28 protein-coding genes are annotated in these 24,693 nt (G+C 63.8%); 23 read left to right on the top strand and 5 right to left on the bottom strand.

Features of this window, described 5'->3' with window-relative positions:
- Positions 1 to 63: 63 nt before the first annotated feature.
- Together AC3WOS_RS05665 and coq7 are read left to right on the top strand one after the other, a co-directional pair.
- Complete coding sequence (locus AC3WOS_RS05665) at positions 64 to 495, top strand: hypothetical protein (RefSeq protein WP_492714875.1); 432 nt, start codon at positions 64 to 66, stop codon at positions 493 to 495.
- A gap of 64 nt (positions 496 to 559) precedes the next feature.
- Positions 560 to 1,204, top strand: a complete 645-nt coding sequence (gene coq7, locus AC3WOS_RS05660; RefSeq protein WP_492714874.1) for a 2-polyprenyl-3-methyl-6-methoxy-1,4-benzoquinone monooxygenase — start codon at positions 560 to 562, stop codon at positions 1,202 to 1,204.
- A gap of 57 nt (positions 1,205 to 1,261) precedes the next feature.
- Here coq7 and AC3WOS_RS05655 read toward each other — a convergent pair whose 3' ends face one another.
- On the bottom strand, positions 1,262 to 1,687 hold the full coding sequence (locus AC3WOS_RS05655) for an OsmC family protein (protein ID WP_492714873.1): 426 nt from the start codon (positions 1,685 to 1,687) through the stop codon (positions 1,262 to 1,264).
- 233 nt (positions 1,688 to 1,920) lie between these two features.
- Here AC3WOS_RS05655 and rplM point away from each other — a divergent pair, with 233 nt between their 5' ends.
- From rplM to erpA, 4 genes are all read left to right on the top strand, one after another.
- Positions 1,921 to 2,349: a 50S ribosomal protein L13 gene (gene rplM / locus AC3WOS_RS05650; RefSeq protein ID WP_056157909.1), complete on the top strand. Its 429-nt coding sequence runs from the start codon at positions 1,921 to 1,923 to the stop codon at positions 2,347 to 2,349.
- Positions 2,350 to 2,358: 9 nt separating this feature from the next.
- A complete protein-coding gene (rpsI, locus tag AC3WOS_RS05645; RefSeq protein WP_173593747.1) occupies positions 2,359 to 2,751 on the top strand; it encodes a 30S ribosomal protein S9 in 393 nt (130 codons plus the stop codon).
- Positions 2,752 to 2,920: 169 nt separating this feature from the next.
- Positions 2,921 to 3,952 carry an N-acetyl-gamma-glutamyl-phosphate reductase gene (argC, locus tag AC3WOS_RS05640; protein ID WP_492714872.1) on the top strand — a complete coding sequence of 344 codons (1,032 nt, stop codon included), beginning with the start codon at positions 2,921 to 2,923 and terminating at the stop codon, positions 3,950 to 3,952.
- Between the two features lie 207 nt (positions 3,953 to 4,159).
- Positions 4,160 to 4,522 carry an iron-sulfur cluster insertion protein ErpA gene (erpA, locus tag AC3WOS_RS05635; protein ID WP_492714871.1) on the top strand — a complete coding sequence of 121 codons (363 nt, stop codon included), beginning with the start codon at positions 4,160 to 4,162 and terminating at the stop codon, positions 4,520 to 4,522.
- A gap of 233 nt (positions 4,523 to 4,755) precedes the next feature.
- Here erpA and AC3WOS_RS05630 read toward each other — a convergent pair whose 3' ends face one another.
- Positions 4,756 to 5,853: an anhydro-N-acetylmuramic acid kinase gene (locus tag AC3WOS_RS05630; RefSeq protein WP_492714870.1), complete on the bottom strand. Its 1,098-nt coding sequence runs from the start codon at positions 5,851 to 5,853 to the stop codon at positions 4,756 to 4,758.
- Between the two features lie 187 nt (positions 5,854 to 6,040).
- Positions 6,041 to 7,423, bottom strand: coding sequence for a M23 family metallopeptidase (locus AC3WOS_RS05625; RefSeq protein WP_492714868.1), 1,383 nt, complete (start codon positions 7,421 to 7,423; stop codon positions 6,041 to 6,043).
- 156 nt (positions 7,424 to 7,579) lie between these two features.
- Here AC3WOS_RS05625 and tyrS point away from each other — a divergent pair, with 156 nt between their 5' ends.
- From tyrS to pqqE, 17 genes are all read left to right on the top strand, one after another.
- A complete protein-coding gene (tyrS, locus tag AC3WOS_RS05620) occupies positions 7,580 to 8,839 on the top strand; it encodes a tyrosine--tRNA ligase (RefSeq protein WP_492714867.1) in 1,260 nt (419 codons plus the stop codon).
- Entirely contained in the window at positions 8,836 to 9,282 is a 447-nt protein-coding gene (gene dtd / locus AC3WOS_RS05615) for a D-aminoacyl-tRNA deacylase (protein ID WP_492714866.1), read from the top strand. The genes tyrS and dtd overlap by 4 nt, the downstream gene beginning before the upstream one ends.
- Positions 9,283 to 9,353: 71 nt before the next feature.
- Positions 9,354 to 10,037 (top strand): YbhB/YbcL family Raf kinase inhibitor-like protein, encoded by a 684-nt coding sequence (locus AC3WOS_RS05610; protein ID WP_492714865.1) that lies wholly within the window; start codon positions 9,354 to 9,356, stop codon positions 10,035 to 10,037.
- Between the two features lie 6 nt (positions 10,038 to 10,043).
- A complete protein-coding gene (locus tag AC3WOS_RS05605) occupies positions 10,044 to 10,691 on the top strand; it encodes a histidine phosphatase family protein (protein ID WP_492714864.1) in 648 nt (215 codons plus the stop codon).
- 147 nt (positions 10,692 to 10,838) lie between these two features.
- Entirely contained in the window at positions 10,839 to 11,855 is a 1,017-nt protein-coding gene (gene dusB / locus AC3WOS_RS05600; RefSeq protein ID WP_492714863.1) for a tRNA dihydrouridine synthase DusB, read from the top strand.
- Between the two features lie 109 nt (positions 11,856 to 11,964).
- Entirely contained in the window at positions 11,965 to 12,198 is a 234-nt protein-coding gene (locus AC3WOS_RS05595) for a helix-turn-helix domain-containing protein (protein WP_008445162.1), read from the top strand.
- Positions 12,199 to 12,291: 93 nt separating this feature from the next.
- Positions 12,292 to 13,878, top strand: coding sequence for a bifunctional phosphoribosylaminoimidazolecarboxamide formyltransferase/IMP cyclohydrolase (gene purH, locus AC3WOS_RS05590; RefSeq protein WP_492714862.1), 1,587 nt, complete (start codon positions 12,292 to 12,294; stop codon positions 13,876 to 13,878).
- A gap of 118 nt (positions 13,879 to 13,996) precedes the next feature.
- On the top strand, positions 13,997 to 14,581 hold the full coding sequence (gene ruvC, locus AC3WOS_RS05585) for a crossover junction endodeoxyribonuclease RuvC (RefSeq protein WP_492714861.1): 585 nt from the start codon (positions 13,997 to 13,999) through the stop codon (positions 14,579 to 14,581).
- A gap of 35 nt (positions 14,582 to 14,616) precedes the next feature.
- Positions 14,617 to 15,195, top strand: a complete 579-nt coding sequence (gene ruvA, locus AC3WOS_RS05580) for a Holliday junction branch migration protein RuvA (RefSeq protein WP_492714860.1) — start codon at positions 14,617 to 14,619, stop codon at positions 15,193 to 15,195.
- A 160-nt stretch (positions 15,196 to 15,355) separates the two neighbouring features.
- Complete coding sequence (locus AC3WOS_RS05575) at positions 15,356 to 15,652, top strand: hypothetical protein (RefSeq protein ID WP_492714859.1); 297 nt, start codon at positions 15,356 to 15,358, stop codon at positions 15,650 to 15,652.
- 23 nt (positions 15,653 to 15,675) lie between these two features.
- Entirely contained in the window at positions 15,676 to 16,731 is a 1,056-nt protein-coding gene (gene ruvB / locus AC3WOS_RS05570) for a Holliday junction branch migration DNA helicase RuvB (protein ID WP_492714858.1), read from the top strand.
- A 17-nt stretch (positions 16,732 to 16,748) separates the two neighbouring features.
- The gene (locus AC3WOS_RS05565) at positions 16,749 to 17,201 is read left to right on the top strand and encodes a YaiI/YqxD family protein (RefSeq protein ID WP_492714985.1); all 453 of its coding nucleotides are present in this window, start codon (positions 16,749 to 16,751) and stop codon (positions 17,199 to 17,201) included.
- Positions 17,202 to 17,387: 186 nt separating this feature from the next.
- A complete protein-coding gene (pqqA, locus tag AC3WOS_RS05560; RefSeq protein ID WP_173593773.1) occupies positions 17,388 to 17,462 on the top strand; it encodes a pyrroloquinoline quinone precursor peptide PqqA in 75 nt (24 codons plus the stop codon).
- A gap of 62 nt (positions 17,463 to 17,524) precedes the next feature.
- Entirely contained in the window at positions 17,525 to 18,445 is a 921-nt protein-coding gene (gene pqqB / locus AC3WOS_RS05555) for a pyrroloquinoline quinone biosynthesis protein PqqB (protein WP_492714984.1), read from the top strand.
- A gap of 295 nt (positions 18,446 to 18,740) precedes the next feature.
- Positions 18,741 to 19,457 (top strand): pyrroloquinoline-quinone synthase PqqC, encoded by a 717-nt coding sequence (pqqC, locus tag AC3WOS_RS05550; RefSeq protein ID WP_492714857.1) that lies wholly within the window; start codon positions 18,741 to 18,743, stop codon positions 19,455 to 19,457.
- 15 nt (positions 19,458 to 19,472) lie between these two features.
- The gene (gene pqqD, locus AC3WOS_RS05545) at positions 19,473 to 19,736 is read left to right on the top strand and encodes a pyrroloquinoline quinone biosynthesis peptide chaperone PqqD (RefSeq protein WP_492714856.1); all 264 of its coding nucleotides are present in this window, start codon (positions 19,473 to 19,475) and stop codon (positions 19,734 to 19,736) included.
- Positions 19,729 to 20,910, top strand: coding sequence for a pyrroloquinoline quinone biosynthesis protein PqqE (pqqE, locus tag AC3WOS_RS05540; protein ID WP_492714855.1), 1,182 nt, complete (start codon positions 19,729 to 19,731; stop codon positions 20,908 to 20,910). Before pqqD ends, pqqE begins: the two co-directional genes overlap by 8 nt.
- A gap of 122 nt (positions 20,911 to 21,032) precedes the next feature.
- Here pqqE and AC3WOS_RS05535 read toward each other — a convergent pair whose 3' ends face one another.
- Complete coding sequence (locus AC3WOS_RS05535) at positions 21,033 to 21,503, bottom strand: DUF2147 domain-containing protein (RefSeq protein ID WP_492714854.1); 471 nt, start codon at positions 21,501 to 21,503, stop codon at positions 21,033 to 21,035.
- Between the two features lie 274 nt (positions 21,504 to 21,777).
- Positions 21,778 to 24,585, bottom strand: a complete 2,808-nt coding sequence (locus tag AC3WOS_RS05530; RefSeq protein ID WP_492714853.1) for a valine--tRNA ligase — start codon at positions 24,583 to 24,585, stop codon at positions 21,778 to 21,780.
- Positions 24,586 to 24,693 lie beyond the last annotated feature (108 nt).

Here is a 24,693-nt window from a genome sequence, read left to right as displayed (position 1 = left end):
AAAGCGACATTCTCTTGCTATAGTCCAAGCCATGAGCGCACAGGCGTACTACCGGCAGGCAAGATGAACCCGCAGATGCAGCACCATATCCTGGCCGTGACCCAATACGGCACCAGCAAGCGCGAGGGCATAGGCTTCTTTCGTGTGGCCACCGGCCTGTATTACCTGGCCGGCCTGATGACCAAGGAAACGCTGGACTTCAAGCAGATCGACCGCGAATACAACCGTTTTATCTACCGCAGCATCGGCAAGGGCCACAGCATCACCAGCGTGCTGCAGTTCATGAGCGGCGAAAAGGTGGTGCCGGTGGTGGAGTCGAAGCGCTTTCTCCACGCTTTCGCCGAGCACTGCCCCGAGGTGCCGGTGGACAGCATACCCTTCCTGCTGGGGCTGAACCTGGGCGTGGCCAAGGACATTTCCGGCATCGACGTGCGCGGCCCGGTGGCCGACTACATCGAACGCCAGCGCCAGTTGCGCGAGGAAGCGGACGCCTGAGGGGCTGCCCGCCCGCCGCGATCGTCCTATAATGGGCGCTTTCCGACCGATTGCGACTGATACCATGGCAGCAAACCGTTACCACCATCCCCTGGACCGTTTCATTACCGGCGCCGACAAGGCCTTGCGCGTGATTGCCGGCGTGGCCTCCGCGTCGCGCCCCACGCCGGGCGCGCACGCGGCCGATGCCGTGCTGAGCGAGGCCGAACAGCGCCACAGCGCCGGCTTGATGCGCGTCAACCACGTGGGCGAAGTGTGCGCCCAGGCCCTGTACGACGCCCAGGCCCGTTTCGCCCATGGCGATGCGATGCGGGTCCAGTTCGAGCAGGCGGGACGGGAAGAGGAAGACCACCTGGCGTGGACCGCGCAGCGGCTGGCCGAACTCGGTTCGCAGACTAGCGTGCTCAATCCCCTGTTCTACGCGGGCGCCTATGCGCTGGGCACGGTGGCGGCCTATCTGGGCGATGCCCGCAGCCTGGGCTTTGTGGTGGAAACGGAACGCCAGGTGGAGGCCCACCTGGCCAGCCATCTGGAGCAGCTGCCGCCGCAGGACGCCAAGTCGCGCGCCATCGTCGAGCAGATGCGGGTCGATGAAGTGGCGCACGGCGCCGCCGCCCAGGCGCTGGGCGCGATCGAGCCGCCCGTACCCGTCAAGCTGGCGATGACGGCCATGGCCAAGGTCATGACCGGCAGCGCCTATTACCTGTGACGGACCTGTGGCGGGCCGATAACGGGCCGATGATGGGCAGGTGCCGGCGGCCCGGCCTCAGGCGGCGTCGATAATCTCGAACGAGTGGGTGATCTCGGCCGTCTTGCCCAGCATGATGGAAGCCGAGCAATATTTGTCGTGCGACAAGGTAATGGCCCGCTCCACGGCGGCCGGCTTCAGGTTCTTGCCGGTGACGGTGAAGTGGAAGTTGATCTTGGTAAAGACCTTCGGCTCGGTGTCGGCCCGTTCGGCCGTCAGCGTGCATTCGCAGCCGCGGATGTCTTCGCGGCCTTTTTTCAGGATCAGCACCACGTCATAGGCGGTGCAGCCGCCCGTGCCCAGCAACACCATTTCCATGGGACGGGGCGCCAGGTTGTGGCCGCCGCCCTCGGGCGCGCCGTCCATGTTGACCAGGTGGCCGGAGCCCGTCTGTGCCAAAAAACTCATGCCCGAGGGGCCGTTCCAGCTCACTTTGCATTCCATGCCATTCTCCGATAGAAAAAACTGGCCTGTATTGTAATGGACTCGGCCAGCGGACGCGGCGGCCCGCCGCGGCACGGCCCGCAAAGCCGCATGGCGCTTGACCCTGCCCGCGTTTGGCGGTTATAATTGCCGGCTTTCCGTTCGCTCAGGAAAGAATTAACAAAAAGGCCGAGTCCGCTGAAGCAATGGCGGAACCACCATATGAGCGTGTGTAATTCATTTAGGAAGTCAACATGAAAACTTTTTCCGCTAAAGGACATGAAGTCCAGCGCGACTGGTTCGTGATTGACGCGACGGACAAAGTCCTCGGACGTGTTGCCAGCGAAGTGGCACTCCGACTGCGCGGCAAACACAAGCCAGAATTTACTCCTCACGTCGATACCGGCGATTTCATCGTCATCATCAACGCAGGCAAACTGCGCGTGACCGGCACCAAAGCCACCGAGAAGACCTACTACCGTCACTCGGGTTATCCAGGCGGCATCTACGAAACCAACTTCCTGAAAATGCAACAGCGTTTCCCAGGTCGCGCGCTGGAAAAAGCGGTCAAGGGCATGCTGCCTAAGGGTCCGCTGGGCTACGCCATGATCAAGAAGCTGAAAGTGTACGCCGAAGGTTCGCACCCGCACGCTGCTCAGCAACCTAAAGCACTCGAAATCTAAGGAACTGACATGATCGGTAACTACAATTACGGCACCGGCCGTCGCAAGAGTGCAGTGGCTCGCGTGTTCATCAAAGTTGGCACTGGCCAAATCATCGTCAACGGTAAGCCAGCGGCTGAGTACTTCTCCCGCGAAACCGGTCTGATGGTCATTCGTCAACCGCTGGAACTGACCGGCAATGTCGAGCGTTTCGACATCAAGGTCAACGTCCACGGCGGCGGCGAGTCCGGCCAGGCAGGTGCAGTGCGCCACGGTATCACCCGCGCCCTGATCGACTACGATGCAACGCTGAAGGGCGATCTGGCCCGCGCCGGCTTCGTGACCCGCGATGCACGTGAAGTTGAACGTAAAAAAGTTGGTCTGCGCAAAGCACGTCGCGCAAAGCAATTCTCGAAGCGTTAATTTTCACGCCATGCCAGCGCACTGTACGCAGTGCGCTGTACCAAAAAGCCGCCGACGTCAGTCAGGCGGCTTTTTGTTTATGGTGCGCCGCCGCACGGGCTGCGCCCATGCCTGATAAAATGGCAGTCGTTTTATCTATCCATCTCACCTACACCCTCAAGGAAAGAACATGATCAAAGTTGGCATCGTCGGCGGCACCGGATACACCGGAGTGGAATTGCTGCGACTGTTGGCAGTCCATCCCGATGTGCAGCTGACGGCCATTACGTCGCGCAAGGAAGATGGCTTGCCCGTGGCCGACATGTTCCCCTCGCTGCGCGGGCGCGTGAACCTGGCCTTCTCCTCGCCCGACAAGGCCGACCTGAGCCAGTGCGACGTGGTGTTCTTCGCCACCCCGCACGGTGTGGCCATGGCCCAGGCGCCGGCCCTGCTGGCGGCCGGCGTGAAGGTGATCGACCTGGCGGCCGACTTCCGGCTCAAGGACCAGGCCACGTTCGAACAGTGGTACAAGATTCCCCACACCTGCCCGGAACTGCTGGCGCAGGCCGTGTACGGCCTGGCCGAGCTGAACCGTGACGCCATCAAGGGCGCCACGCTGATCGCCAACCCCGGTTGCTACCCGACCACCATGCAGCTGGGCTTCTACCCGCTGCTGAAGGCGGGCCTGGTCGATGCGGGCGGCCTGATCGCCGACTGCAAGTCCGGCGTGTCGGGCGCCGGCCGCAAGGCCGAGATCGGCACCCTGTTCTCCGAGTCCAGCGACAACTTCAAGGCCTACGGCGTGGCCGGCCACCGCCACACGCCGGAAACCGTGGCCCAGCTGCAAACGTTCACCGAGCAGCCCGTCAACCTGATCTTCACCCCGCACCTGGTGCCGATGATACGCGGCATGCATTCCACGCTGTACGCGCGCCTGACGCGCGACATCAGCAACGAGGAACTGCAAGCCTTGTTCGAAGCGCAATATGCGGACGCGCCGTTCGTGGACGTGATGCCGTTCGGCTCCCATCCGGAAACCCGTTCCACCCGCGGCTCCAACATGCTGCGCCTGGCGCTGCACCGCAACGGCAACACGGTGATCGTGCTGGTGGTGCAGGACAACCTGGTCAAGGGCGCCTCGGGCCAGGCCGTGCAGTGCATGAATCTGATGTTCGGCCTGGAAGAAGGCACGGGCCTGAACCAGATCGCGTTGCTGCCGTAATACGCGCGGCGTTGGAAAACGGCGAGGCAGATCAAGGCGCGCAGCAACAAACTTGGGCATAGTCAGGCGTGGCGGCATCCGGTGCCGGTGTCGCCGGGACAGCCTGGGAGTGGCATGTTCGCCACAACGCAGCAAATGATGCGGTTCAAAGCATAGATTGCGCCAAAGGTCTATAATGTCCGGAATGATTTTACGTAGGAGTCTGATATGAATGCTGTTGCTGAAGCGCAAGATGTAATCCCGTCGCCTATCATCTTTACCGATAGCGCGGCTGAAAAGGTCGCCCAGCTGATCGAGGAAGAGGGCAATCCCGATCTGAAACTGCGCGTCTTCGTGCAAGGTGGCGGCTGTTCCGGCTTCCAGTACGGCTTCACGTTCGATGAAATCATCAACGAAGACGACACCACCATGGTCAAGAACGGCGTCACGCTGCTGATCGATTCGATGAGCTACCAGTACCTGGTGGGCGCGGAAATCGATTACAAGGATGACCTGGAAGGTGCCCAGTTCGTGATCAAGAACCCGACCGCCAGCTCGACCTGCGGCTGCGGTTCCTCGTTCTCGGTCTGAGTTTCAGCGCCGGGCGCACGGCCGCATACGCGGCTGCTGCGTTCGTGTACGCACGGCGGACAGCGCAGGCTGCTCCGCCGTTGTTGTTTCTGCGCTCCGTTTTTGCGCCCCGTTTTCATGCCCCGTTTTTGCGCCTATCGTTAGGCCGCGTTTCTGCGCTCCGGCATCTGCGCTGACTGCGGGGCGGGACGGGGGGCGCCCACCGCACTTTCCATGGCGGCAGGCTTGCCACGTCAATGCGGGTACAACGCGCCCAGCACCCGCGGGCCCGCCGCGCCCGTCACCGCCGGCAGATTGCCCGCCAGCCGCTCCGTGTAGCGGTAGCCCAGCCAGGCGAATGCCAGCGCTTCGACCCGGTTCGGCGCCACGCCCAGCGCGTCGGTCGACGCTACCTTCACTTTTCCGTCCAGTGCCGTTTCCAGTGCCCGCAGCAGGGTGCTGTTGTAGGCGCCGCCGCCGCACACGTAGACGGTGTCCGCCTCGGCGCCGTAACGCTGGATCGCCTGCGCCAGCGTAGTGGCCGTCAGCTGCGTCAACGTGGCCTGTACATCGGCCGGGGCCGCGTGGGGGAAAGCGGCCAGTTGCGCATCGAGCCAGTCCAGGTGGAACAGGTCGCGGCCCGTGCTCTTGGGCGCCGGCCAGGCGAAGTAGGGCGCGGCCAGCATGGCTTGCAGCAGCGGTGCGATGATGGTGCCGCCGGCGGCCCAGGCGCCGTCCGCATCGTATTCCTTGCTTTGGTGGCGGGCGATCCAGCCATCCATCAATACATTGCCGGGGCCGGTGTCCAGGCCCGTCACGCGGCCATCGCCATGCAGCACGCTGATGTTGGCGATGCCGCCGATGTTGGCCACCACGCGGGCCCGTCCGCTCAGGCCGAACAGGGCCTGGTGGAAGGCGGGCACCAGCGGCGCGCCCTGGCCGCCGGCCGCGATGTCGCGGCTGCGGAAGTCGGCGATGACGTCGATGCCGCACAGCTCTGCCAGCAGGGCAGGGTTGTTGGTCTGGCGGGTAAAGCCCAGCTCGGGCCGATGGCGTATGGTCTGGCCATGGACGGCCACGGCCCGCACGGCCGACGGCGCCAGGGCCGCTTGCGCCAGCAGGTCGGCCACGCAGCGGGCGTAACAGGCGGCCAGCCCGTTGGCGGCCAGCGCTTCCCGTTCGATTTCGTTGTGGCCGGCCGCTTGCAGGGCCATCAGTTCGGCCCGCAGCTCAGGCGGGAAGGGCAGGTAGGCGGCGGCCAGGGTGCGGACGGCGTTGCCGTCGAAGTCGGCCAGCGCGCCATCGACGCCGTCGAGGCTGGTGCCGGACATGAGACCGATATACAGGGCCATAAAGGTGTCCTTGTGCGCAAAGCCTGTATTTTGCCTGACCGTCTCCATTCCTGCGCGAACTACTGCGAAAAATGGGGTACGTCCCCATTTATTTGAAAAAGGGGTACGTCCCCATTTATTTGGTGTGTTGGTGATGGGCGAAAAAAAACAGGCCGCGCGGGCCTGTTTTTCGTTGGCGCTGACGGCCTTACTTGGCGGCCACGCGGGTGCCGCCGGAACCGGCCGGCTGCAGCAGCGCGAAGCGGTGCGACATGTCGGCCGCGTACGTGCGGAAGCGGGCCAGCTCGGCCGCCGTCAGCGGGGCCTGGGCCTGCACGTTCAGCTTGGACGGGTCCTTGGCTTCGCCGGCGACACGGAATTCATAGTGCAGGTGGGCGCCGGTCGACCAGCCGGTGGTGCCGACGTAGCCGATCACGTCGCCCTGGCTTACTTTCATGCCCTTTTTCAGGCCGGCTGCGAAGCGGCTCATGTGGGCGTAGGCCGTGGTGTAGTTGTTCCAGTGCTTGAGCACGACGAAATTGCCGTAGCCATTCTGCACGCCGGCAAAGTCCACCACGCCGTCGCCCGAGGCGCGGATCGGAGTGCCGGTCGGCGCCGGGAAGTCGATGCCCTTGTGCTGCTTCCACTGGCCCGAGAGCGGGTGCACGCGCATGGCGAAACCGGACGAGATACGGCTGAATTCCACGGGCGATTTGAGGAAGGCTTTCTTGAGCGACTTGCCGTCGAAGCTGAAGTAGCCGCCGCCCTGCTTGCTTTGCGGGTCTTCGAACCAGACCGACTGGTAGGTGGTGCCGTGGTTGGTGAATTCGCCGGCCAGGATACGGCCCGCGCGCACGAATTCGCCGTTCTGCCAGAACGTCTCGTAGACCACGTTGAAATGGTCGCCGCGCTTCAGGTCGCCACGGAAGTCGATGCTGGTGGAGAACATCTCGATGATCTGCTTGACGATGGAGTCCGGCAGCTTGGCGCCGTCGTCGCTCGAATCGGTCGCCGCGTACAGGGTCGAGCTGATGGTGCGCGCATGCATTTCGATGCGGCGCTCCAGCTTGGCCGCTTCTTCCCTGGCCACAAAGCCGTCGCCCTTGCGGGTGATGGTGATGTTCTTGACGGGCATGTCCTTGCCGTCGACCACGGTCGCCTGCAGCCATTGCAGGTTGCCTTCGTCGTCCGTCTGCGCCTGGACCCGTTTGCCGGTGGTGAGCTGCATCACGCCGTGCGCCACTTTGTCCTTCTTGATGAAGGTTTCGGCGGCGTCGTCGTCCACACCCAGGCGGTTCAGCAGCGCGGCCAGCGTGTCGCCGGCGCGTACTTTTTCCTCGTGGATGTAGTGCTCATTGGTCTGCTGCTGTTCCAGCGCGGCGATCTGCGTGGACAGGTTGGGCAGGGCCAGTTCTTCGGACACGGATTTCACCGGCAGATCCGAGGCGTCGGGCGCCAGTGGGGCGACGCCGGCTGCACCGAACGCGCACACTGCCAGAAACAGGGCGGAGGCGCTGATGATGCGTGCCTTGCGCGTCGATCCTAGCAGTGTGAACAAGCGTGAGCTTGTGAATTTGTTTGTAGGGTTCATGCAATCAGTTAAAATTTGCCGCTTGAACTATTCAGGAACGTTTAATTTTTCTTATTGTTTATTCAGTTCGTTTTCATACGGCAAGATTGATGGGATCGGGCATTATAACAAACTCCTGAGCCAGCCTACTTTTTTCGGAAAATCGTTTACAAACATATGGATACCTCGTCTGCATCGCCTAAGAAGGCCCCCGCCGCCCCCGTCCTGCCGCTGTCCGACCGCGTCCAGGAAGCCCTTGCCATCACCAAGCGCGGTGTCGACGAGCTGCTGGTGGAAAGCGAATTCGCGCAAAAGCTGGCCCGTTCGGAACAGAGCGGCGTGCCGCTGCGCGTCAAGCTGGGCCTGGACCCGACGGCGCCCGACCTGCACCTGGGCCACACCGTGGTGCTCAACAAGATGCGCCAGCTGCAGGACCTGGGCCATCAGGTGATCTTCCTGATCGGCGACTTCACTTCCATGATCGGCGACCCGTCCGGCCGCAACGTCACCCGTCCGCCGCTGACCCGCGAGCAGGTCGAGGAAAACGCGATGACCTATTTCAAGCAGGCCTCGCTGGTGCTCGATCCGTCGCGCACGGAAATCCGCTACAACTCCGAGTGGTGCGATCCGCTGGGCGCGCGCGGCATGATCCAGCTCGCTTCGCGCTACACGGTGGCGCGCATGATGGAGCGCGACGATTTCAGCAAACGCTTCAAGAGTGGGACGCCGATTGCGGTCCATGAGTTCCTTTACCCGCTGATGCAGGGCTACGATTCGGTGGCCCTGAAGGCCGACCTGGAGCTGGGCGGCACGGACCAGAAGTTCAACCTGCTGGTGGGCCGCGAACTGCAGAAGGATTACGACCAGGAACAGCAGTGCATCCTGACCATGCCGCTGCTCGAAGGCCTGGACGGCGTGGACAAGATGTCCAAGTCCAAGAACAACTACATCGGCATCACGGAACCGGGCAATACCATGTTCGCCAAGCTGATGAGCATTTCCGACGTGATGATGTGGCGTTACTACGAGCTGCTGTCGTTCCGCTCGCTGGCCGAACTGGCCCAGCTGAAACAGGAAGTGGCCGATGGCCGCAACCCGCGCGACGCCAAGGTGGCGCTGGCGCAGGAAATCGTGACCCGCTTCCACTCGGCGCAGGCGGCCGAGGACGCATTGGCCGACTTCGTCAACCGCTCCAAGGGCGGCATTCCGGACGACGTGCCGGAAGTGGCGCTGACGGGCGCGCCGGTGGGCATCGCCCAGCTGCTCAAGCAGGCCGGCCTGTGCCCGTCCACATCGGAAGCGATGCGCATGGTCGATCAGGGCGGCGTGCGCCTGGACGGCACCGTCGTCAGCGACAAGGCCGTCAAGATCGAGGCCGGCACCTTCGTGCTGCAAGTGGGCAAGCGCAAGTTTGCGCGCGTCACGCTGAGCGCATGATCGCATTGCTGCAACGGGTCAGCCGCGCCAACGTGGTGGTGGCCGGCGACGTGATCGGCGCCATCGACGCCGGCCTGATGGTGCTGGTATGCGCCGAGCGGGGCGATACGGAACGGGAGGCGGACGCGCTGCTGACCAAGCTGCTCGGTTACCGCGTGTTCGCCGACGAAGCGGGCAAGATGAACCGCAGCGTGACGGACGTGGCCGGCGGCCTGCTGCTGGTGCCCCAGTTCACGCTGGCGGCCGACACCAAGTCGGGCAGCCGGCCCTCGTTCACGCCGGCCGCCAGCCCGGAGGACGGGCGGCGCCTGTTCGACCATTTCGTGGCCCAGGCGCGCGGCCGCCATCCGGTGGTGGCCACGGGCCAGTTCGGCGCCGACATGCAAGTGTCGCTGACGAACGACGGTCCCGTGACATTCTGGCTGCAAACTTCCCCCAAATAGTAAGATTGTTTGCGTGCGCTCAAAAAAGCGCGCGAAACAGACCAGAAAATAGACGGCGAAGTGGGGGGACTATGAGACTGTGGAGCGATACATTCCGCGATGGCAGTGCCATACCTGCCCAGTGCGCGTTGGCGGCCATCGATCCCGTCAGCCGGGTTCGCCTGTCCGGCAACCGCCATCCTCATCTGGCCTGGGACGAGGTGCCGGCCGGCACCGAGTCGCTGGTGCTGTTCTGCATCGACGGTGACGCGCCCCAGGATGGCAGCGACGTCAACCTCGAAGGTCGCACTGTGCCGGCAAGTCTGGCGCGGGGCGACTTTTTCCACTGGATCCTGGCCGACCTGCCGCCCACCGTGTGCGTGCTGCCTGAAGGGGCGCTGGCGGCCGGTGTGGTGGCCCATGGCAAGCCCGGGCCGGCCGTGACGCTGGCCGCCGACGGCGCCGTCCACGCGCTGCGCCAGGGCATCAACGACTACACGGGCTGGTTTGCCGGCGATCCGGCCATGGCCGGCGACTATTACGGGTATGATGGCCCCTGTCCGCCGTGGAACGACTTGCGCCTGCACCATTACATTTTTCGCATCTATGCGCTCGATGTGCCGCGGCTGGCGCTGGAAGGGCGCTTTACGGGCCCCGAGGCCTGTGCCGCCATCCACGGCCATATCATTGATGAAGCACAATTGATCGGCACTTATACGCTGAATCCGGCGCTGGTTTCTGCGTCGAACTCCGCGCAGCGCGCCCCTAAAAAATAAAATTGCATGAAACACACGAATATTTTGCTGATACGCCATGGCGAAACGGCCTGGAACGCCGCGCGCCGCCTGCAGGGCCATACCGACATCGCCTTGAATGAAGAGGGCCAGCGCCAGGCTGAAGCTCTGGGCCGCGCCCTTGCCGGCGAACAGCTGGACGCCATCATTGCCAGCGACCTGGAGCGTGCCTTGCAGACGGCCCACGCCGTGGCCAGCCAGCACGACCTGCCCGTGCACACCGACCCCGGCCTGCGCGAACGTTGCTATGGCGTGTTCGAAGGCATGCTGTACGCCGAGATCGCCGAGCGCTATCCGCAGGAATATGCCTTGTGGCAGGCGCGGGACGTGGATGCCGTGATGCCGGCCGGGCAGCGTCCGGCGGAAAGTTTCCGCCAGTTCTACCGCCGCGCCATCGACGGCATAGTCCACTGGGCCGGGCGCCATCCGGGCCAGACCATCGCCGTCGTGGCCCATGGCGGCGTGCTCGAATGCGCCTACCGGGAAGCGGTCGGCATGACGCTCGACAGCCCGCGCGACTTCCAGGTCAAGAATGCCAGCGTCAACCGTTTCACCGTGGCCGACGGCCAGCTGACCCTGGCCAGCTGGGGCGAGGTGGACCACCTGAGCCTGGCCGCGCTCGATGAATTAAGCTGAACGCGCGTGCTAATTTTTTCACGCCAGCAAGATTAATTCGCGTCTGTCAAGCGCCTGGACGACAGTTCTGTTCAAAAATAGTGCTTATTAATTGAGCAGTCCTTCGGTTAAAATAGAAGGTTCCTTCTTCCCGTTCAGGCAAGTCCAGTGCAAATCGGCCCCTATCTATTGCGTAACAATGTGTTCGTCGCCCCCATGGCGGGGGTGACGGATCGCCCGTTCCGGCAGCTGTGCAAGCAGCTCGGCGCGGGCTACGCGGTATCGGAGATGGCGGCCTCCAACCCGCGGCTGTGGGCCACGGAAAAGAGTTCGCGCCGCACCGACCATGCCGGTGAAATGGAGCCCAAGGCGGTGCAGATCGCCGGCGCCGACCCGCAGGACCTGGCCGATTGCGCCCGCTTCAATGTGGAACGGGGCGCCCAGATCATCGACATCAACATGGGCTGCCCGGTGAAAAAGGTGTGCAACAGCTGGTGCGGTTCGGCCCTGTTGCAGAACGAAGCGCTGGTCAGGGAGATCGTGCAGGCCGTGGTCGGCGCCGTGGACGTGCCCGTCACGCTCAAGTTCCGCACCGGCTGGAACCGCGCCAACAAGAACGCGCTGACCATCGCCCGCATCGCCGAGGACGCCGGCATCGCCATGCTGACCCTGCACGGCCGTACCCGCGCCGACGGCTACAAGGGCGATGCCGAGTACGACACCATTGCCGCCGTCAAGCGGGCCGTGGCCATCCCCGTGGTGGCCAACGGCGACATCACGACGCCGGAAAAAGCCCGCTACGTGCTGGACCATACCGGCGCCGATGCCGTCATGATCGGCCGCGCAGCCCAGGGCCGGCCGTGGATCTTCCGCGAAATCGACCATTACCTGCGCACCGGCACCCACCTGCCGGCGCCCTATGTGGACGAAGTGCGGGCCCTGATGGACGAACACCTGCGGGCGCACTATGCGTTCTACGGCGAATACCTGGGCGTGCGCACGGCGCGCAAGCATATCGGCTGGTATGTGCGCGACCTGGAAGGCGGGGAAGCGTTCCGCCAGCAAATGAACCTGCTGGAGTCGACGGACGAGCAGTTGCAGGCCGTCGACCAGTTCTTTGAATCGCAATGGAGTTTTGGCGAGCGGTTACAATACCGCCTCCCGGAACCGGTGGAGACCGTATAACGGGCTTCAGGAGCTTCAAAAAAAGTAATAAAAAAAAAGGGCAAACGCTCTTGCCGCGTGATCCGCGGCAACCGCGTCATAACAGATCAATTAGCCGAACGGTAACAAAATGAGCAAAGAAAGCATCCAGGAAGTTGTCCAGAAGAGCCTTGAAGATTACTTCAACGACCTGGGCGAGCAGCAAGCATCGAATATCTACGACATGGTCGTGCTGACCGTGGAAAAGCCTATCCTCGAAGTCGTCATGACCCGCGCCGATGGCAACCAGTCGCATGCGGCGCAAATGCTGGGCATTAACCGCAACACGCTGCGCAAGAAATTGCAAGAGCACGGCCTGCTGTAAGCGCGCGCGTCCTTCCGGCACTTGAGTGGCTGTGAATGGCCGCTGGCGCCGGGTAGGCTTGAACCAAGAATACTCAACCAACTAGCCATAGCCATGATTAAACAAGCTCTCATCTCCGTATCCGACAAGACCGGTGTCCTGGACTTCGCCCGCGCCCTGGCGGCCATGGGCGTCAACATCCTGTCGACCGGCGGCACCGCCAAACTGCTGGCCGACAACGGCGTCGCCGTGACCGAGGTGGCCGACTACACCGGCTTCCCGGAGATGCTCGACGGCCGCGTGAAGACGCTGCACCCGAAAGTGCACGGCGGCATCCTGGCCCGCCGCGATTTCCCTGAGCACATGGCCAAGCTGGAAGAGCACAACATGCCGACCATCGACATGGTGGTGGTCAACCTGTACCCGTTCCAGGCCACCGTGGCCAAGGATACCTGCACGCTGGAAGACGCGATCGAGAACATCGACATCGGCGGCCCTACCATGCTGCGCTCGGCGGCCAAGAACCACAAGGACGTGGTGGTGATCTGCGACCCGGCCGACTACGGCGTGGTGCTGGCCGAAATGAAGGGCACGGACAACACCCCCGGCCAGGTCAGCTACGACACCCGCTTCAAGCTGGCCACCAAGGTCTACGCCCACACGGCCCAGTACGACGGCGCCATCACCAACTACCTGACCAGCCTGGGCGCCGACAAGGCCCACGCCAGCCGCGCCGCCTACCCGCAAACGCTGAACGTGGCGTTTGAAAAAGTGCAGGACATGCGCTACGGCGAGAACCCGCACCAGAGCGCCGCCTTCTACCGCGACCTGCAACCGTCGGCCGGCGCACTGGCCAACTACCGCCAGCTGCAGGGCAAGGAACTGTCCTACAACAACATCGCCGACGCCGACGCGGCCTGGGAATGCGTGAAGAGCCTGGGCGGTTTCGACCAGAGCGCCGCCTGCGTGATCGTCAAGCACGCCAATCCGTGCGGCGTGGCGCTGGGCGCCAACGCGGTGGACGCTTACAAGCGTGCCCTGCAGACCGACCCGACCTCGGCCTTCGGCGGCATCATCGCCTTCAACACGGAAGTGGACGGCGCCGCCGCCACGGAACTGGCCAAGCTGTTCGTGGAAGTGCTGATCGCGCCGTCGTTCACGGCCGACGCGCTGCAAATCCTGTCGGCCAAGCAGAACGTGCGCCTGCTGGAAATCGCGCTGGGCAACGGCATCAACGCGATGGACTTCAAGCGCGTGGGCGGCGGCCTGCTGGTGCAGTCGGCCGACTCTAAGAACGTGCTGATCGGCGACCTGAAAGTGGTCACCAAGCTCCAGCCTACCCAGCAGCAGCTGCAGGACCTGATGTTCGCCTGGCGCGTGGCCAAGTACGTCAAGTCCAACGCCATCGTCTTCTGCGGTAACAACATGACGCTGGGCGTGGGCGCCGGCCAGATGAGCCGTATCGACTCGGCCCGCATCGCCTCCATCAAGGCCCAGAACGCCGGCCTGACGCTGGCCGGTTCGGTGGTGGCGTCGGACGCGTTCTTCCCGTTCCGCGATGGCCTGGACGTGGTGGTGGACGCGGGCGCGACCTGCGTGATCCAGCCGGGCGGTTCCATGCGCGACCAGGAAGTGATCGACGCGGCCGACGAGCGCGGCGTCGTCATGCTGTACACGGGCACCCGTCACTTCCGCCATTAATTGCTACATCAAGCGGTAAGTTGCGCTTATTAGGTTGTTGATACGGTGCGGCGGACCAGCATGGTCCGCCGCACTGTTTTTATATACAGCATTCATTTTTCCCGGTTACAATCCGGGAATGATTATTCTCGGCATCGACCCCGGCTTGCGCACCACCGGCTTTGGCGTCATCCATAAGCAGGGCGCCAAGCTGCGCTACATCGCCTCGGGCACCATCAAGAGCGGCGAAGGCAGCTTGCCGACGCGGCTGAAGGTGATACTGGACGGCGTGGCCGAAGTGGCCCGGCAGTACCGGCCCGCGTGCGCCGCCATCGAACAAGTGTTCGTCAACGTTAATCCCCAATCGACGCTGCTGCTGGGCCAGGCCCGCGGCGCGGCCATCTGCGCGCTGGTGTCGGCGGACCTGACGGTGGCGGAATATTCGCCCACCCAGGTCAAGCAGGCCGTGGTCGGCACGGGGCGGGCCGCCAAGGCTCAGGTGCAGGACATGGTGGCGCGGCTGCTGGCGCTGCCCGGCCTGCCCGGCACGGACGCGGCCGACGCGCTGGGCGTGGCCATCTGCCATGCCCACAGCCGCGAAACGCTGACCCTGATCGCCGGCGCCAACGCGGGCAGCGGGACGGGCAACAGCGCGGGCAAGGGCGCCGGTGTGGCCTCGCCGCTGGCCGGGCTGCGCATGAAGCGCGGCCGGTTGGTCGGCTGATCCCCACCCAACACTCATATCAAAAAGGTATCACGATGATAGGTCGTCTGTCCGGCATCCTGCTGGAAAAAAATCCGCCGCAACTGCTGGTCGACGTGCAGGGTGTGGGCTACGAGGTGGACGTGCCGATGAGCACGTTCTACAACCTGCCCCACGTGGGCGAGAAGGTGGTGCTGTTCACCCACCAGGCCATCCGCGAGGATGCGCATTTGCTGTTCGGCTTTGGCAATGCGGAAGAGCGGGCCGTGTTCCGCCAGCTGATCAAGATCACGGGCGTGGGCGCGCGCACGGCGCTGTCCATCCTGTCGGGCATGTCGGTGGGCGACCTGGCCCAGGCGGTGACGCGGCAGGAAGCGGGCCGGCTGGTCAAGGTGCCCGGCATCGGCAAGAAGACGGCCGAGCGCCTGTTGCTGGAACTGAAGGGCAAATTGGGTGCCGACATCGGCGCCGGTGGCGTCCATGCCGTGCCCGATTCGCAATCTGATATCCTGAACGCGCTGCTGGCGCTGGGCTATTCGGACAAGGAAGCGGTAGCGGCGCTGAAAACGGTGCCGGCCGGCAGCGGTGTCTCGGACGGCATCAAGCAGGCGCTGAAAGCGCTGTCCAAAGGCTGATTGCGGATGAGTCCTTGGGGGGCAATGCGATTCCCTTCGCGATGGCCGATTCGTTTGCGTATGCCTTAGAATGGGATATTGAGACGGGCATCATTCAGGCCAATGTCGTCAGCCAGACTGGCGCCATCAAGTGAGCAACTGGCCGAGCTAAGGAGGAAACATGGAACCATCGAATTCTGGTGGAAACGGCGCTTTGGATTCGGATTCGAGTGCCTCACCGCCTCCGAAGTGCGATATCTCATCCAGACTCCAACAAGCGAGAGAATCGTGGAACGCGTGGAAGCAACTGCTGGACGAGGGTAAGGTCGAACGGTTGGTGGTCAAGATAGATAGTCCTCCCGAGCTGGCTGGCAAGGCACGCATGCTGTCGGCGGCTGAGCAAGACCAACTGCGCGAAACGGGAAATCAGATTAGTGCATACATAGCGCGTGTGTTGAGCGCGGGACGAACAAAGTAAGAGCCTATTTGAATGAAGAATGAATGAGCATCCAGACCGATAATTTCACCGAGCAGCGCATCATCGACGCGGCGCCGGCCTCGCCCAACGAAGAGGCGATCGAACGCGCGCTGCGCCCCAAGCACCTCGATGAATACGTCGGGCAGGAAAAGATCCGCGACCAGCTGGAAATCTTCATCCAGGCCGCCCGCAAGCGGGGCGAGGCGCTGGACCATACCTTGCTGTTCGGCCCCCCCGGCCTGGGCAAGACCACGCTGGCCAATATCATCGCGCGTGAGATGGGCGTCAACCTGCGCCAGACCTCCGGCCCCGTGCTGGAACGGCCGGGCGACCTGGCCGCCATCCTGACCAACCTGGAAGCGAACGACGTCCTGTTCATCGACGAAATCCACCGCCTGTCGCCCGTGGTGGAGGAAATCCTGTATCCGGCGCTGGAGGATTACCAGATCGACATCATGATCGGCGAAGGCCCGGCGGCCCGCTCCGTCAAGCTCGACCTGCAACCATTCACGCTGGTGGGCGCCACCACCCGGGCCGGCATGCTGACCAATCCGCTGCGCGACCGCTTCGGCATCGTGGCCCGGCTCGAGTTCTACAACACGGCCGAGCTGACCCGCATCGTCACCCGCAGCGCGGCCCTGCTCAAGGCTACCATCGGCCCCGACGGCGCGGCCGAAGTGGCGCGCCGCGCGCGCGGCACGCCCCGCATCGCCAACCGCCTGTTGCGCCGGGTGCGCGACTATGCGGAAGTGAAGGGCAACGGCGACATCACCAAGGAGGTGGCGGACGCGGCGCTCGTCATGCTGGACGTGGACACGGTGGGCTTCGATGTCATGGACCGCAAGCTGCTCGAAGCGGTGCTGTTCAAGTTCGGCGGCGGCCCGGTGGGCATCGGCAACCTGGCGGCGGCCATCGGCGAGGCGGCCGATACCATCGAGGATGTGCTGGAACCTTATCTGATACAGCAAGGTTTCCTGCAGCGCACGCCGCGCGGCCGGGTGGCCACGCCGGCCGCCTATCTGCACTTCGGCGTCAATCCACCGCGCATCAACCCGAACGGCGAGCTGTGGGAGAGCTGACCGCGCCGGCCGCGCCCATGCAGATCTGGGTCGACGCGGACGCCTGTCCGGCCGTCATCAAGGAGATCCTGTACCGGGTGGCCGACCGGGTGCAGCTACAGGTGACGCTGGTGGCCAACCAGTTGCTGCGGGTGCCGCCGTCGCGCTTCATCCGCGCCATGCAAGTGCCGTCCGGCGCCGACGTGGCGGACCAGGAAATCGTGCGCCGGCTGGCGCCGGGCGACCTCGTCATCACGGGCGACATCCCGCTCGCTTCCGACGTGCTGGACAAGGGCGGCTATGCCCTCAACCCGCGCGGCGAGTTCTACACCCACGACAACATCCGGCAAATGCTGACCATGCGCGCCTTCCTCGACGAGCTGCGCGGCAGCGGGGTGGACACGGGCGGCCCGGCCGCCTTCAGCCAGGCCGACCGCCAGAATTTCGCCAACAGCCTGGACCGCCATCTGCAACGGCTGCGCACGCGCTGACACAGCTGTTGTTCCATTTCTCCACACTTTTTGTTGCACCCTGGCGCAGTCGGGTGTGTCACGCCCCCGTGCGCGCGCCCCGGACTTGACGGCATGGAACTTGCGTAGATAGCTGTGACGGTCCGGTATCCATGCTTGCATGGTCCGGGCCGGTCAATCCACTTATCTATATTCAAGGAGACAGCCATGCAATGGAGCAAACCAGAGTTCATCGATTTCCGTTTCGGTTTTGAAATCACGCTGTACATCGCCAACCGCTAGACAGCGTCCGCCGCGGCTGCCGGGCGGTTGCCGGCGGCCGCGGCCCGCGCCCGATTCGAGGCATCATGAAAATCATCGTACTCGGTTCTTCGGCTGGCGGCGGCTATCCGCAATGGAACTGTAACTGCTACAACTGTAACGGCGTGCGCAACGGTAGTATCAACAGCCGGGCCCGCACCCAGTCGTCGATCGCCATTTCCGCCAACGGCACGGACTGGCTGCTGGTCAACGCCTCACCCGACATCCTGACCCAGCTGCGCGCCACCCCGGCCATGCAGCCGGCCCGCGCCGCGCGCGACACGGGCATTGCCGCCGTGCTGCTGATGGATGCCCAGGTCGACCACGTGACGGGCCTGATGATGCTGCGCGAAGGGCGCCGCATTCCCCTCTATTGCAGCGCCGCCGTGTGGGACGACCTGCAGACCGGTTATCCGCTGGCCGACGTGCTGTCCCACTACTGCGGGGTGCAATGGCATCCGCTGCCGGTGGCCGGCCAGCCGCAGCCGTTCGAGATTCCGGCCCTGAGCGGCATACGCCTGACGGCCGTGCCCCTGCACAGCAAGGCGCCGCCGTATTCGCCGCACCGCGAACGGCCCCAGCCCGGCGACAACATCGGCCTGCTGGTCGAGGACCTGATCACCGGCCGTTCCGTGTTCTACGCGCCCGGCCTGGGCAGCATCGATGCGGCCACGGAAGCGGCCATGCGCGGCGCCGACTGCCTGCTGGTGGACGGCACCTTCTGGACCGAGGATGAAATGATCGCGCTGGGCTTTTCACCCAATCCGGCCGCCACCATGGGCCATTTGCCGCAGTCGGGCGAGGGCGGCATGATCGCCGTGCTGGACCAGATGCCGGCGTCGCGCAAGATCCTGATCCACATTAACAACACCAATCCCATCCTTGATGAAGATTCGGTCCAGTACGCCACGCTGGGCCGGCACGGCATCGAGCTGGCCTATGACGGTATGGAGATTTCACTTTGACGTCCCCCCTCCAAGTGACGGGATTCCCACTGCTGGCCTCTCACGTCCGAGAGGGGACACGGGTATATGCCCGCTTCCTTATTCAGTGCTGCGGGATATTTTTCGACCTCGCCACTGGCGACCGCAGACCGGAACAATCGATGTCTATGCCAACGCCCCGGCGTCTAACGACGGTCCTGAAGCGCATACAACTTGGAGTGCTCAACATACGAATTGGTTCACATTTTTCAATGGTTAAACGCGAACCGTTATCTTTCTTTGCCGCCCTATTCGGCGAACTTTCTCGGAGACACTAATGAACATCATGTCGCGACCAGAACCGGACCGCCGGCCAGCGTGGGACGAGCGTGAATTCACGGAACAGCTGATGGCCAAGGGCGCCGGCTACCACATTCACCACCACTTCAACGTCCGCATGCAAGAGGGCACGCTGACGCCGAACCAGATCCGGGGCTGGGTCGCCAACCGCTTCTACTACCAGATCAACATCCCCCGCAAGGACGCGGCCATCATGGCCAACTGTCCGGACCGCGCCACGCGGCGGCTGTGGGTGCAGCGTATCCATGATCACGATGGCTATGGTGACAACGAGGGCGGCATCGAAGCGTGGACCCGGCTCGGCGAGGCGGTCGGCATCGCCCGCGAAGACCTGTGGTCGCTGCGCGAAGTGCAGCCGGGTGTGCGTTTCGCCGTGGACGCCTACGTGAACTTCGCGCGCCAGGCGCCGTGGCAGGAGGGCGTCTGCTCGTCGCTGACGGAAATGTTCGCGCCCAAGATCCACAAGGACCGGCTGGCCAGCTGGCCCAGGAATTATCCGTGGATAGAGCCGGAAGGGCTGGCCTATTTCCGCAGCCGTATTTCGCTGGCCGAGCGCGACGTGGAGCACGGCCTGGCCGTCACGCTGGCGCACTTCACCACGCGCGCGCAGCAGGAGCAGGCGCTGGGCATCTTGCAGTTCAAGCTCGATATCCTGTGGGCCATGATGGACGCCATCGCGCTGGCCTACGATTGAACGGGGAGCATCATCATGCAGACCGAAATGACGACGCCCAAGCTGTCCAGGCTGTTCCGCCTGCAGTGGGAGGAAGCGCAGCAAGCCTATGTGCTGCTGTACCCGGAAGGCTTGGTGCGGCTCAATCCCAGCGCGGCGGAAATCCTGCAGCGCTGCGACGGCAAGCGCGACGTGGCCGGCATCGTGCACGAGCTGGAAACGGCGTTCCAGACCGGCGGCCTGGAGGCGGACGTGCGCGCCTTCCTGGGCGAAGCACAGCAGCGAGGCTGGCTTGTCTAGCGCCGCCCTCCCGCAGGTCAGCACGGCGGCCATCGCGCCGCCCATGTGGTTGCTGGCTGAGCTGACATACCGCTGCCCGCTCCATTGCGCGTTCTGCTACAACCCGGTCGACTACGCGACCAACCGCAATGAGCTCAGCACGGAGCAATGGCTGGACGTGCTGCGCCAGGGCCGCCAGCTGGGTGCGGCCCAGCTGGGTTTTTCCGGCGGCGAACCGCTGCTGCGCGACGACCTGGAATTGCTGGTGGCCGAAGGGCACCGGCTCGGCTATTACACCAACCTGATCACGTCCGGCATCGGCCTGACGGAGCAGCGCATCGCGGCCTTCAAGGCGGCCGGACTCGACCATATCCAGCTGTCGTTCCAGGATTCGAGCAAGGAGATGAACGACTTCCTCAGCAGCACGCGCACCTTCGACCTGAAGGCGCGGGTGGCGCGCCTCATCAAGCAGTACGACTACCCCATGGTGCTGAACGTGGTGCTGCACCGCTACAACCTCGACCATGTGGAACGCATCATCGACATGGCGCTCGAGATGGGCGTGGAATACCTGGAGCTGGCCAACACCCAGTATTACGGCTGGGGCATGGTCAACCGTGCCCAGCTGATGCCGACGCGGGAACAGCTGGAGCGGGCCGAAGCCGTGGTCAACGCCTGCCGCGAGCGCATCGGCTCCCGGCTGCGCATCCTGTTCGTGGTGCCCGATTATTTCGAGGCGCGGCCCAAGGCGTGCATGAACGGCTGGGGTTCCGTGTTCCTGGCCGTGGCGGCGGACGGTGCGGCCTTGCCTTGCCATGCGGCGCGCACCATTCCGGGCATGACTTTTCCCAACGTGGCGCAGCAGTCGCTCAAGGAGATCTGGTACGACAGCGACGCGTTCAACAAGTTCCGCGGCGATGCGTGGATGAAGGAGCCGTGCCGCAGCTGCGACGACAAGCACAAGGATTACGGCGGCTGCCGTTGCCAGGCGCTGGCGCTGACGGGCGATGCGGCCAATGCCGACCCCGTGTGCAGCAAGTCGCCCCATCACGGCGACATCGTGCACATCGTGCGCCAGGCCCAGGCCAGCCAGGTGGACGCGGGGAGGGAGGCGCCGCTGGTGTTCCGCAGCGACGCCAACTCGCGCCTGTTGTCATCGCGCGTGACGCCGCCTGGCGAAAAGGCGGCCGGCTGACGCGCCGGATTGGCTATGTTGCCGGCAGTACGCTCCCGCCGTCAGACAAAAAATAGCCGGCTAAAGCGCCGGCTCTGCCGCGTTGCCGGCGGGGAGCGCGTGCTCCCGCCGTGCGCCAGGACTTACTCCTGGCGTACCCAGGTCTGCGAGCGGCCCAGCATGGGAATGCCGATGTAGCCGCGCACGTTCAGTTTCTTGCCGCCGTCGCCCAGGCTCAGCTTGCTCTTGTAGACCTTGCCGTTGTCCGGGTCGAGGATTTCGCCGCCCGTGTATTCGCTGCCGTCCTTCTTCAGGCCGGACATGATGACCAGGCCCACCACGGGCGCATCCTTGCGGGCGCCTTCGCACTTTTCGCATTTGGGGTTCTGGTCTTCCGTGGGGGCGCGGAACAGTTTTTCGATCTGGCCCTGCAGCGTGCCATTGCTTTCCGTAATACGGATCAGGGCCTTGGGCTTGCCCGTCACGTCATCGATATTCTTCCACAGGCCGACGGGCGAGCTGTCGTCCGCCCAGGCGGGCGCGACCAGCGCGCTGGCTGCCAGGCCGGCTGCAGCGATTGCAAAGATAGCGGTTGCTTGTTTCAAAGAACGCATCGTGGAGTCTCCGGGATAGTTGTTGTGTATTTGGCAGTTTAGCAAACTGTAGCCCCAATTCTAGCGCATGTTGTAAAAAAATTGACCACTCGTGCTATTTTGATTCTAATCCGCAACGCCCGTCCTGTCCGGGGCGCGGCACCCCTCTCCATTGCGAGACAAAACGCCTAATTAGCAACAAAAAAATGGGGACGTACCCCATTTCGAAAACCTGGGCGCAGGAGGGACGAAAAAAAGCCGGCCCGAAGGCCGGCTTGGCGGACTGCGACGGCGCTTAGGCGGCCGGCAGCTTGGCGAACTGCTCGCGCATCTTGGCCAGCGTGGCCGAGAAGTTGGCGACCCGTTCCTTTTCCTGCGCCACCACTTCGGCCGGCGCGCGCGCCACGAAGCTTTCGTTCGACAGCTTGCCGCTGGCCTTGGCGATCTCGCCTTCAAGCCGCGTGATTTCCTTGGACAGGCGTTCACGCTCGGCCTTGACGTCGATTTCCACTTTCAGCATCAGCTTGGTGGTGCCGACGATGGACACGGCGGCCGGCGATTCCGGCAGCGCATCGACGATCTGCACTTCGGCCAGCTTGCCCAGCGACTGGATGTAGGGCGCGAACACTTGCAGCGCTGCCTTGTCGGCCGCGTTGCCCGGCTCGACGATCAGCGGCACGCGCAGCGACGGCGCCAGCTGCATTTCGCCGCGCAGGTTACGGGTGGCGTCGGTCAGCGCTTTCAGTTGCTGCATCCATGCTTCGGCCGACTCGTCGATCCTGGCCGTATTGGCGATAGGATAGGGCTGCATCATGATCGAATCGCCGTCGGCCTTGAGCGTCTTGCCGGCCAGCGGGGCCACCGTCTGCCACAGCGCTTCCGTGACGAAGGGGATGATGGGGTGGGCCAGGCGCAAGATCACTTCCAGCACCCGCAGCAGGGTGTGGCGGGTGGCGCGCTGCTGGCCTTCCGTGCCGTGCTGTACCTGCACCTTGGCCACTTCCAGGTACCAGTCGCAATACTCGTCCCACACGAACTTGTAGATGGTGGAGGCGATGTTGTCGAAGCGGTAGTCCTCGAAGCCCTTGGCGATGTCCAGCTCGGCCTTTTGCAGCAGCGAGATGATCCACTTGTCGGCCATCGACAGCTCGGCTTCATTCTCCGTGCAATCCTTGCCTTCCGTGTTCATCAGCACGAAGCGGGTGGCGTTCCACATCTTGTTGCAGAAGTTGCGGTAGCCTTCGCAGCGGCCCAGGTCGAAGTTGATGTTGCGGCCCAGCGAGGCGTAGCTGGCCATGGTGAAGCGCACGGCGTCGCTGCCGTAGGCGGCTATGCCTTCCGGGAATTCCTTGCGGGTGGCCTTGGCGATCTTTTCCGCCGCTTTCGGGTTCATCAGGCCGGTGGTGCGCTTTTCCACCAGCGCTTCCACGCCGATGCCGTCGATCAGGTCGATCGGGTCCAGCGTGTTGCCCTTGGACTTGGACATCTTCTGGCCCTGCGAGTCGCGCACCAGGCCGTGCACGTACACGGTCTCGAACGGCACCTTGCCGGTGAAGTGGGCCGTCATCATCACCATGCGGGCGACCCAGAAGAAGATGATGTCAAAGCCCGTCACCAGCACGGACGAGGGCAGGAAGGCCTGGATGTCGGGCGTCTGTTCCGGCCAGCCCAGGGTGGAGAACGGCACCAGCGCGGACGAGAACCAGGTGTCGAGCACGTCGCTGTCGCGGCGCAGGGGACCGGTGCTGCCGGCCTTGGCGGCCTGGGCTTGCGCTTCCGCTTCCGTCTTGGCGACGAAGATGTTGCCGGCCTCGTCGTACCAGGCCGGAATCTGGTGGCCCCACCACAGCTGGCGCGAAATGCACCAGTCCTGGATGTTGTTGAGCCACTGGTTGTAGGTGTTACTCCAGTTTTCCGGGACAAACTTGATCTCGCCGCTGGCCACCTTGTCGAGCGCCGTTTCCGCGATCGACTTGCCGGGGAAGAAGGTGCCTTCCGGCGCCGGCTTGCTCATGGCCACGAACCACTGGTCGGTCAGCATCGGCTCGATCACGACGCCGGTACGGTCGCCGCGCGGCACCATCAGCTTGTGCGGCTTGACCTGCTCCAGCAAGCCTTGCGCTTCCAGGTCGGCCACGATCTGCTTGCGGGCGGCAAAGCGGTCCAGGCCGCGGTAGGCGGCCGGCGCTTCGTCGCTGATCTTGGCGTCCAGCGTCAGGATGGACGGCATGTCGAGGTTGTGGCGCTGGCCCACGGCGTAGTCGTTGAAGTCGTGCGCCGGCGTGATCTTCACGCAGCCGGTGCCGAATTCCTTGTCCACGTAAGAGTCGGCGATGATGGGGATTTCGCGCTCGGACAGGGGCAGTTTGAGCAGCTTGCCCACCAGCGCCGTGTAGCGCTCGTCGGTCGGGTCGACGGCCACGGCCACGTCGCCCAGCATGGTTTCGGGACGGGTGGTGGCCACCGTCAGGGCGCCGCTGCCGTCGGCCAGCGGATACTTGATGTACCACATGGAGCCGTCTTCTTCCTCCGACACCACTTCCAGGTCGGACACGGCCGTGCCCAGCACGGGGTCCCAGTTCACCAGGCGCTTGCCGCGGTAGATCAGGCCTTGCTCATGCAGGCGTACGAAGACGTCGGTGACGACCTTGGAGCGGGCTTCGTCCATGGTGAAGTATTCGCGTTTCCAGTCCGGCGAGGTGCCCATGCGGCGCATCTGGCCGGTGATGGTGTTGCCGGATTTCTCCTTCCACTCCCACACTTTTTCCACGAACTTTTCCCGGCCCAGGTCATGGCGCGAGATTTTCTGCGCGTCCAGCTGGCGCTCCACCACGATCTGGGTGGCGATGCCGGCGTGGTCGGTGCCAGGAATCCAGGCCGTGTTATGGCCCAGCATGCGGTGGTAGCGCGTCAAGCCATCCATGATGGTCTGGTTGAAGGCATGGCCCATGTGCAAGGTGCCGGTCACGTTCGGCGGCGGCAGCTGGATGCTGAAAGAAGGTTTGCCGGCGTCGAGGGTGGCGGCGTAGTAACCGCGCTGCTCCCACTCGTTGCGCCAGAATTGTTCAATGTCGGCAGGCTCGAAAGACTTGGCTAATTCCATGATTTGGCTAGTTAAATTTGCGAAAACAGCCATTATAGATGACGAAGCAGGCCATACCACGGGACTTAGGCCCTGGCGGGCGAAATTCTGCGGGAAAAGCGTCAAACC

The sequence above is a fragment of the Rugamonas sp. FW305-51 genome (assembly GCF_058786935.1).
Note: the sequence above shows the minus strand (reverse complement) of the source record. Positions and strands in the feature narration are given on the sequence as shown.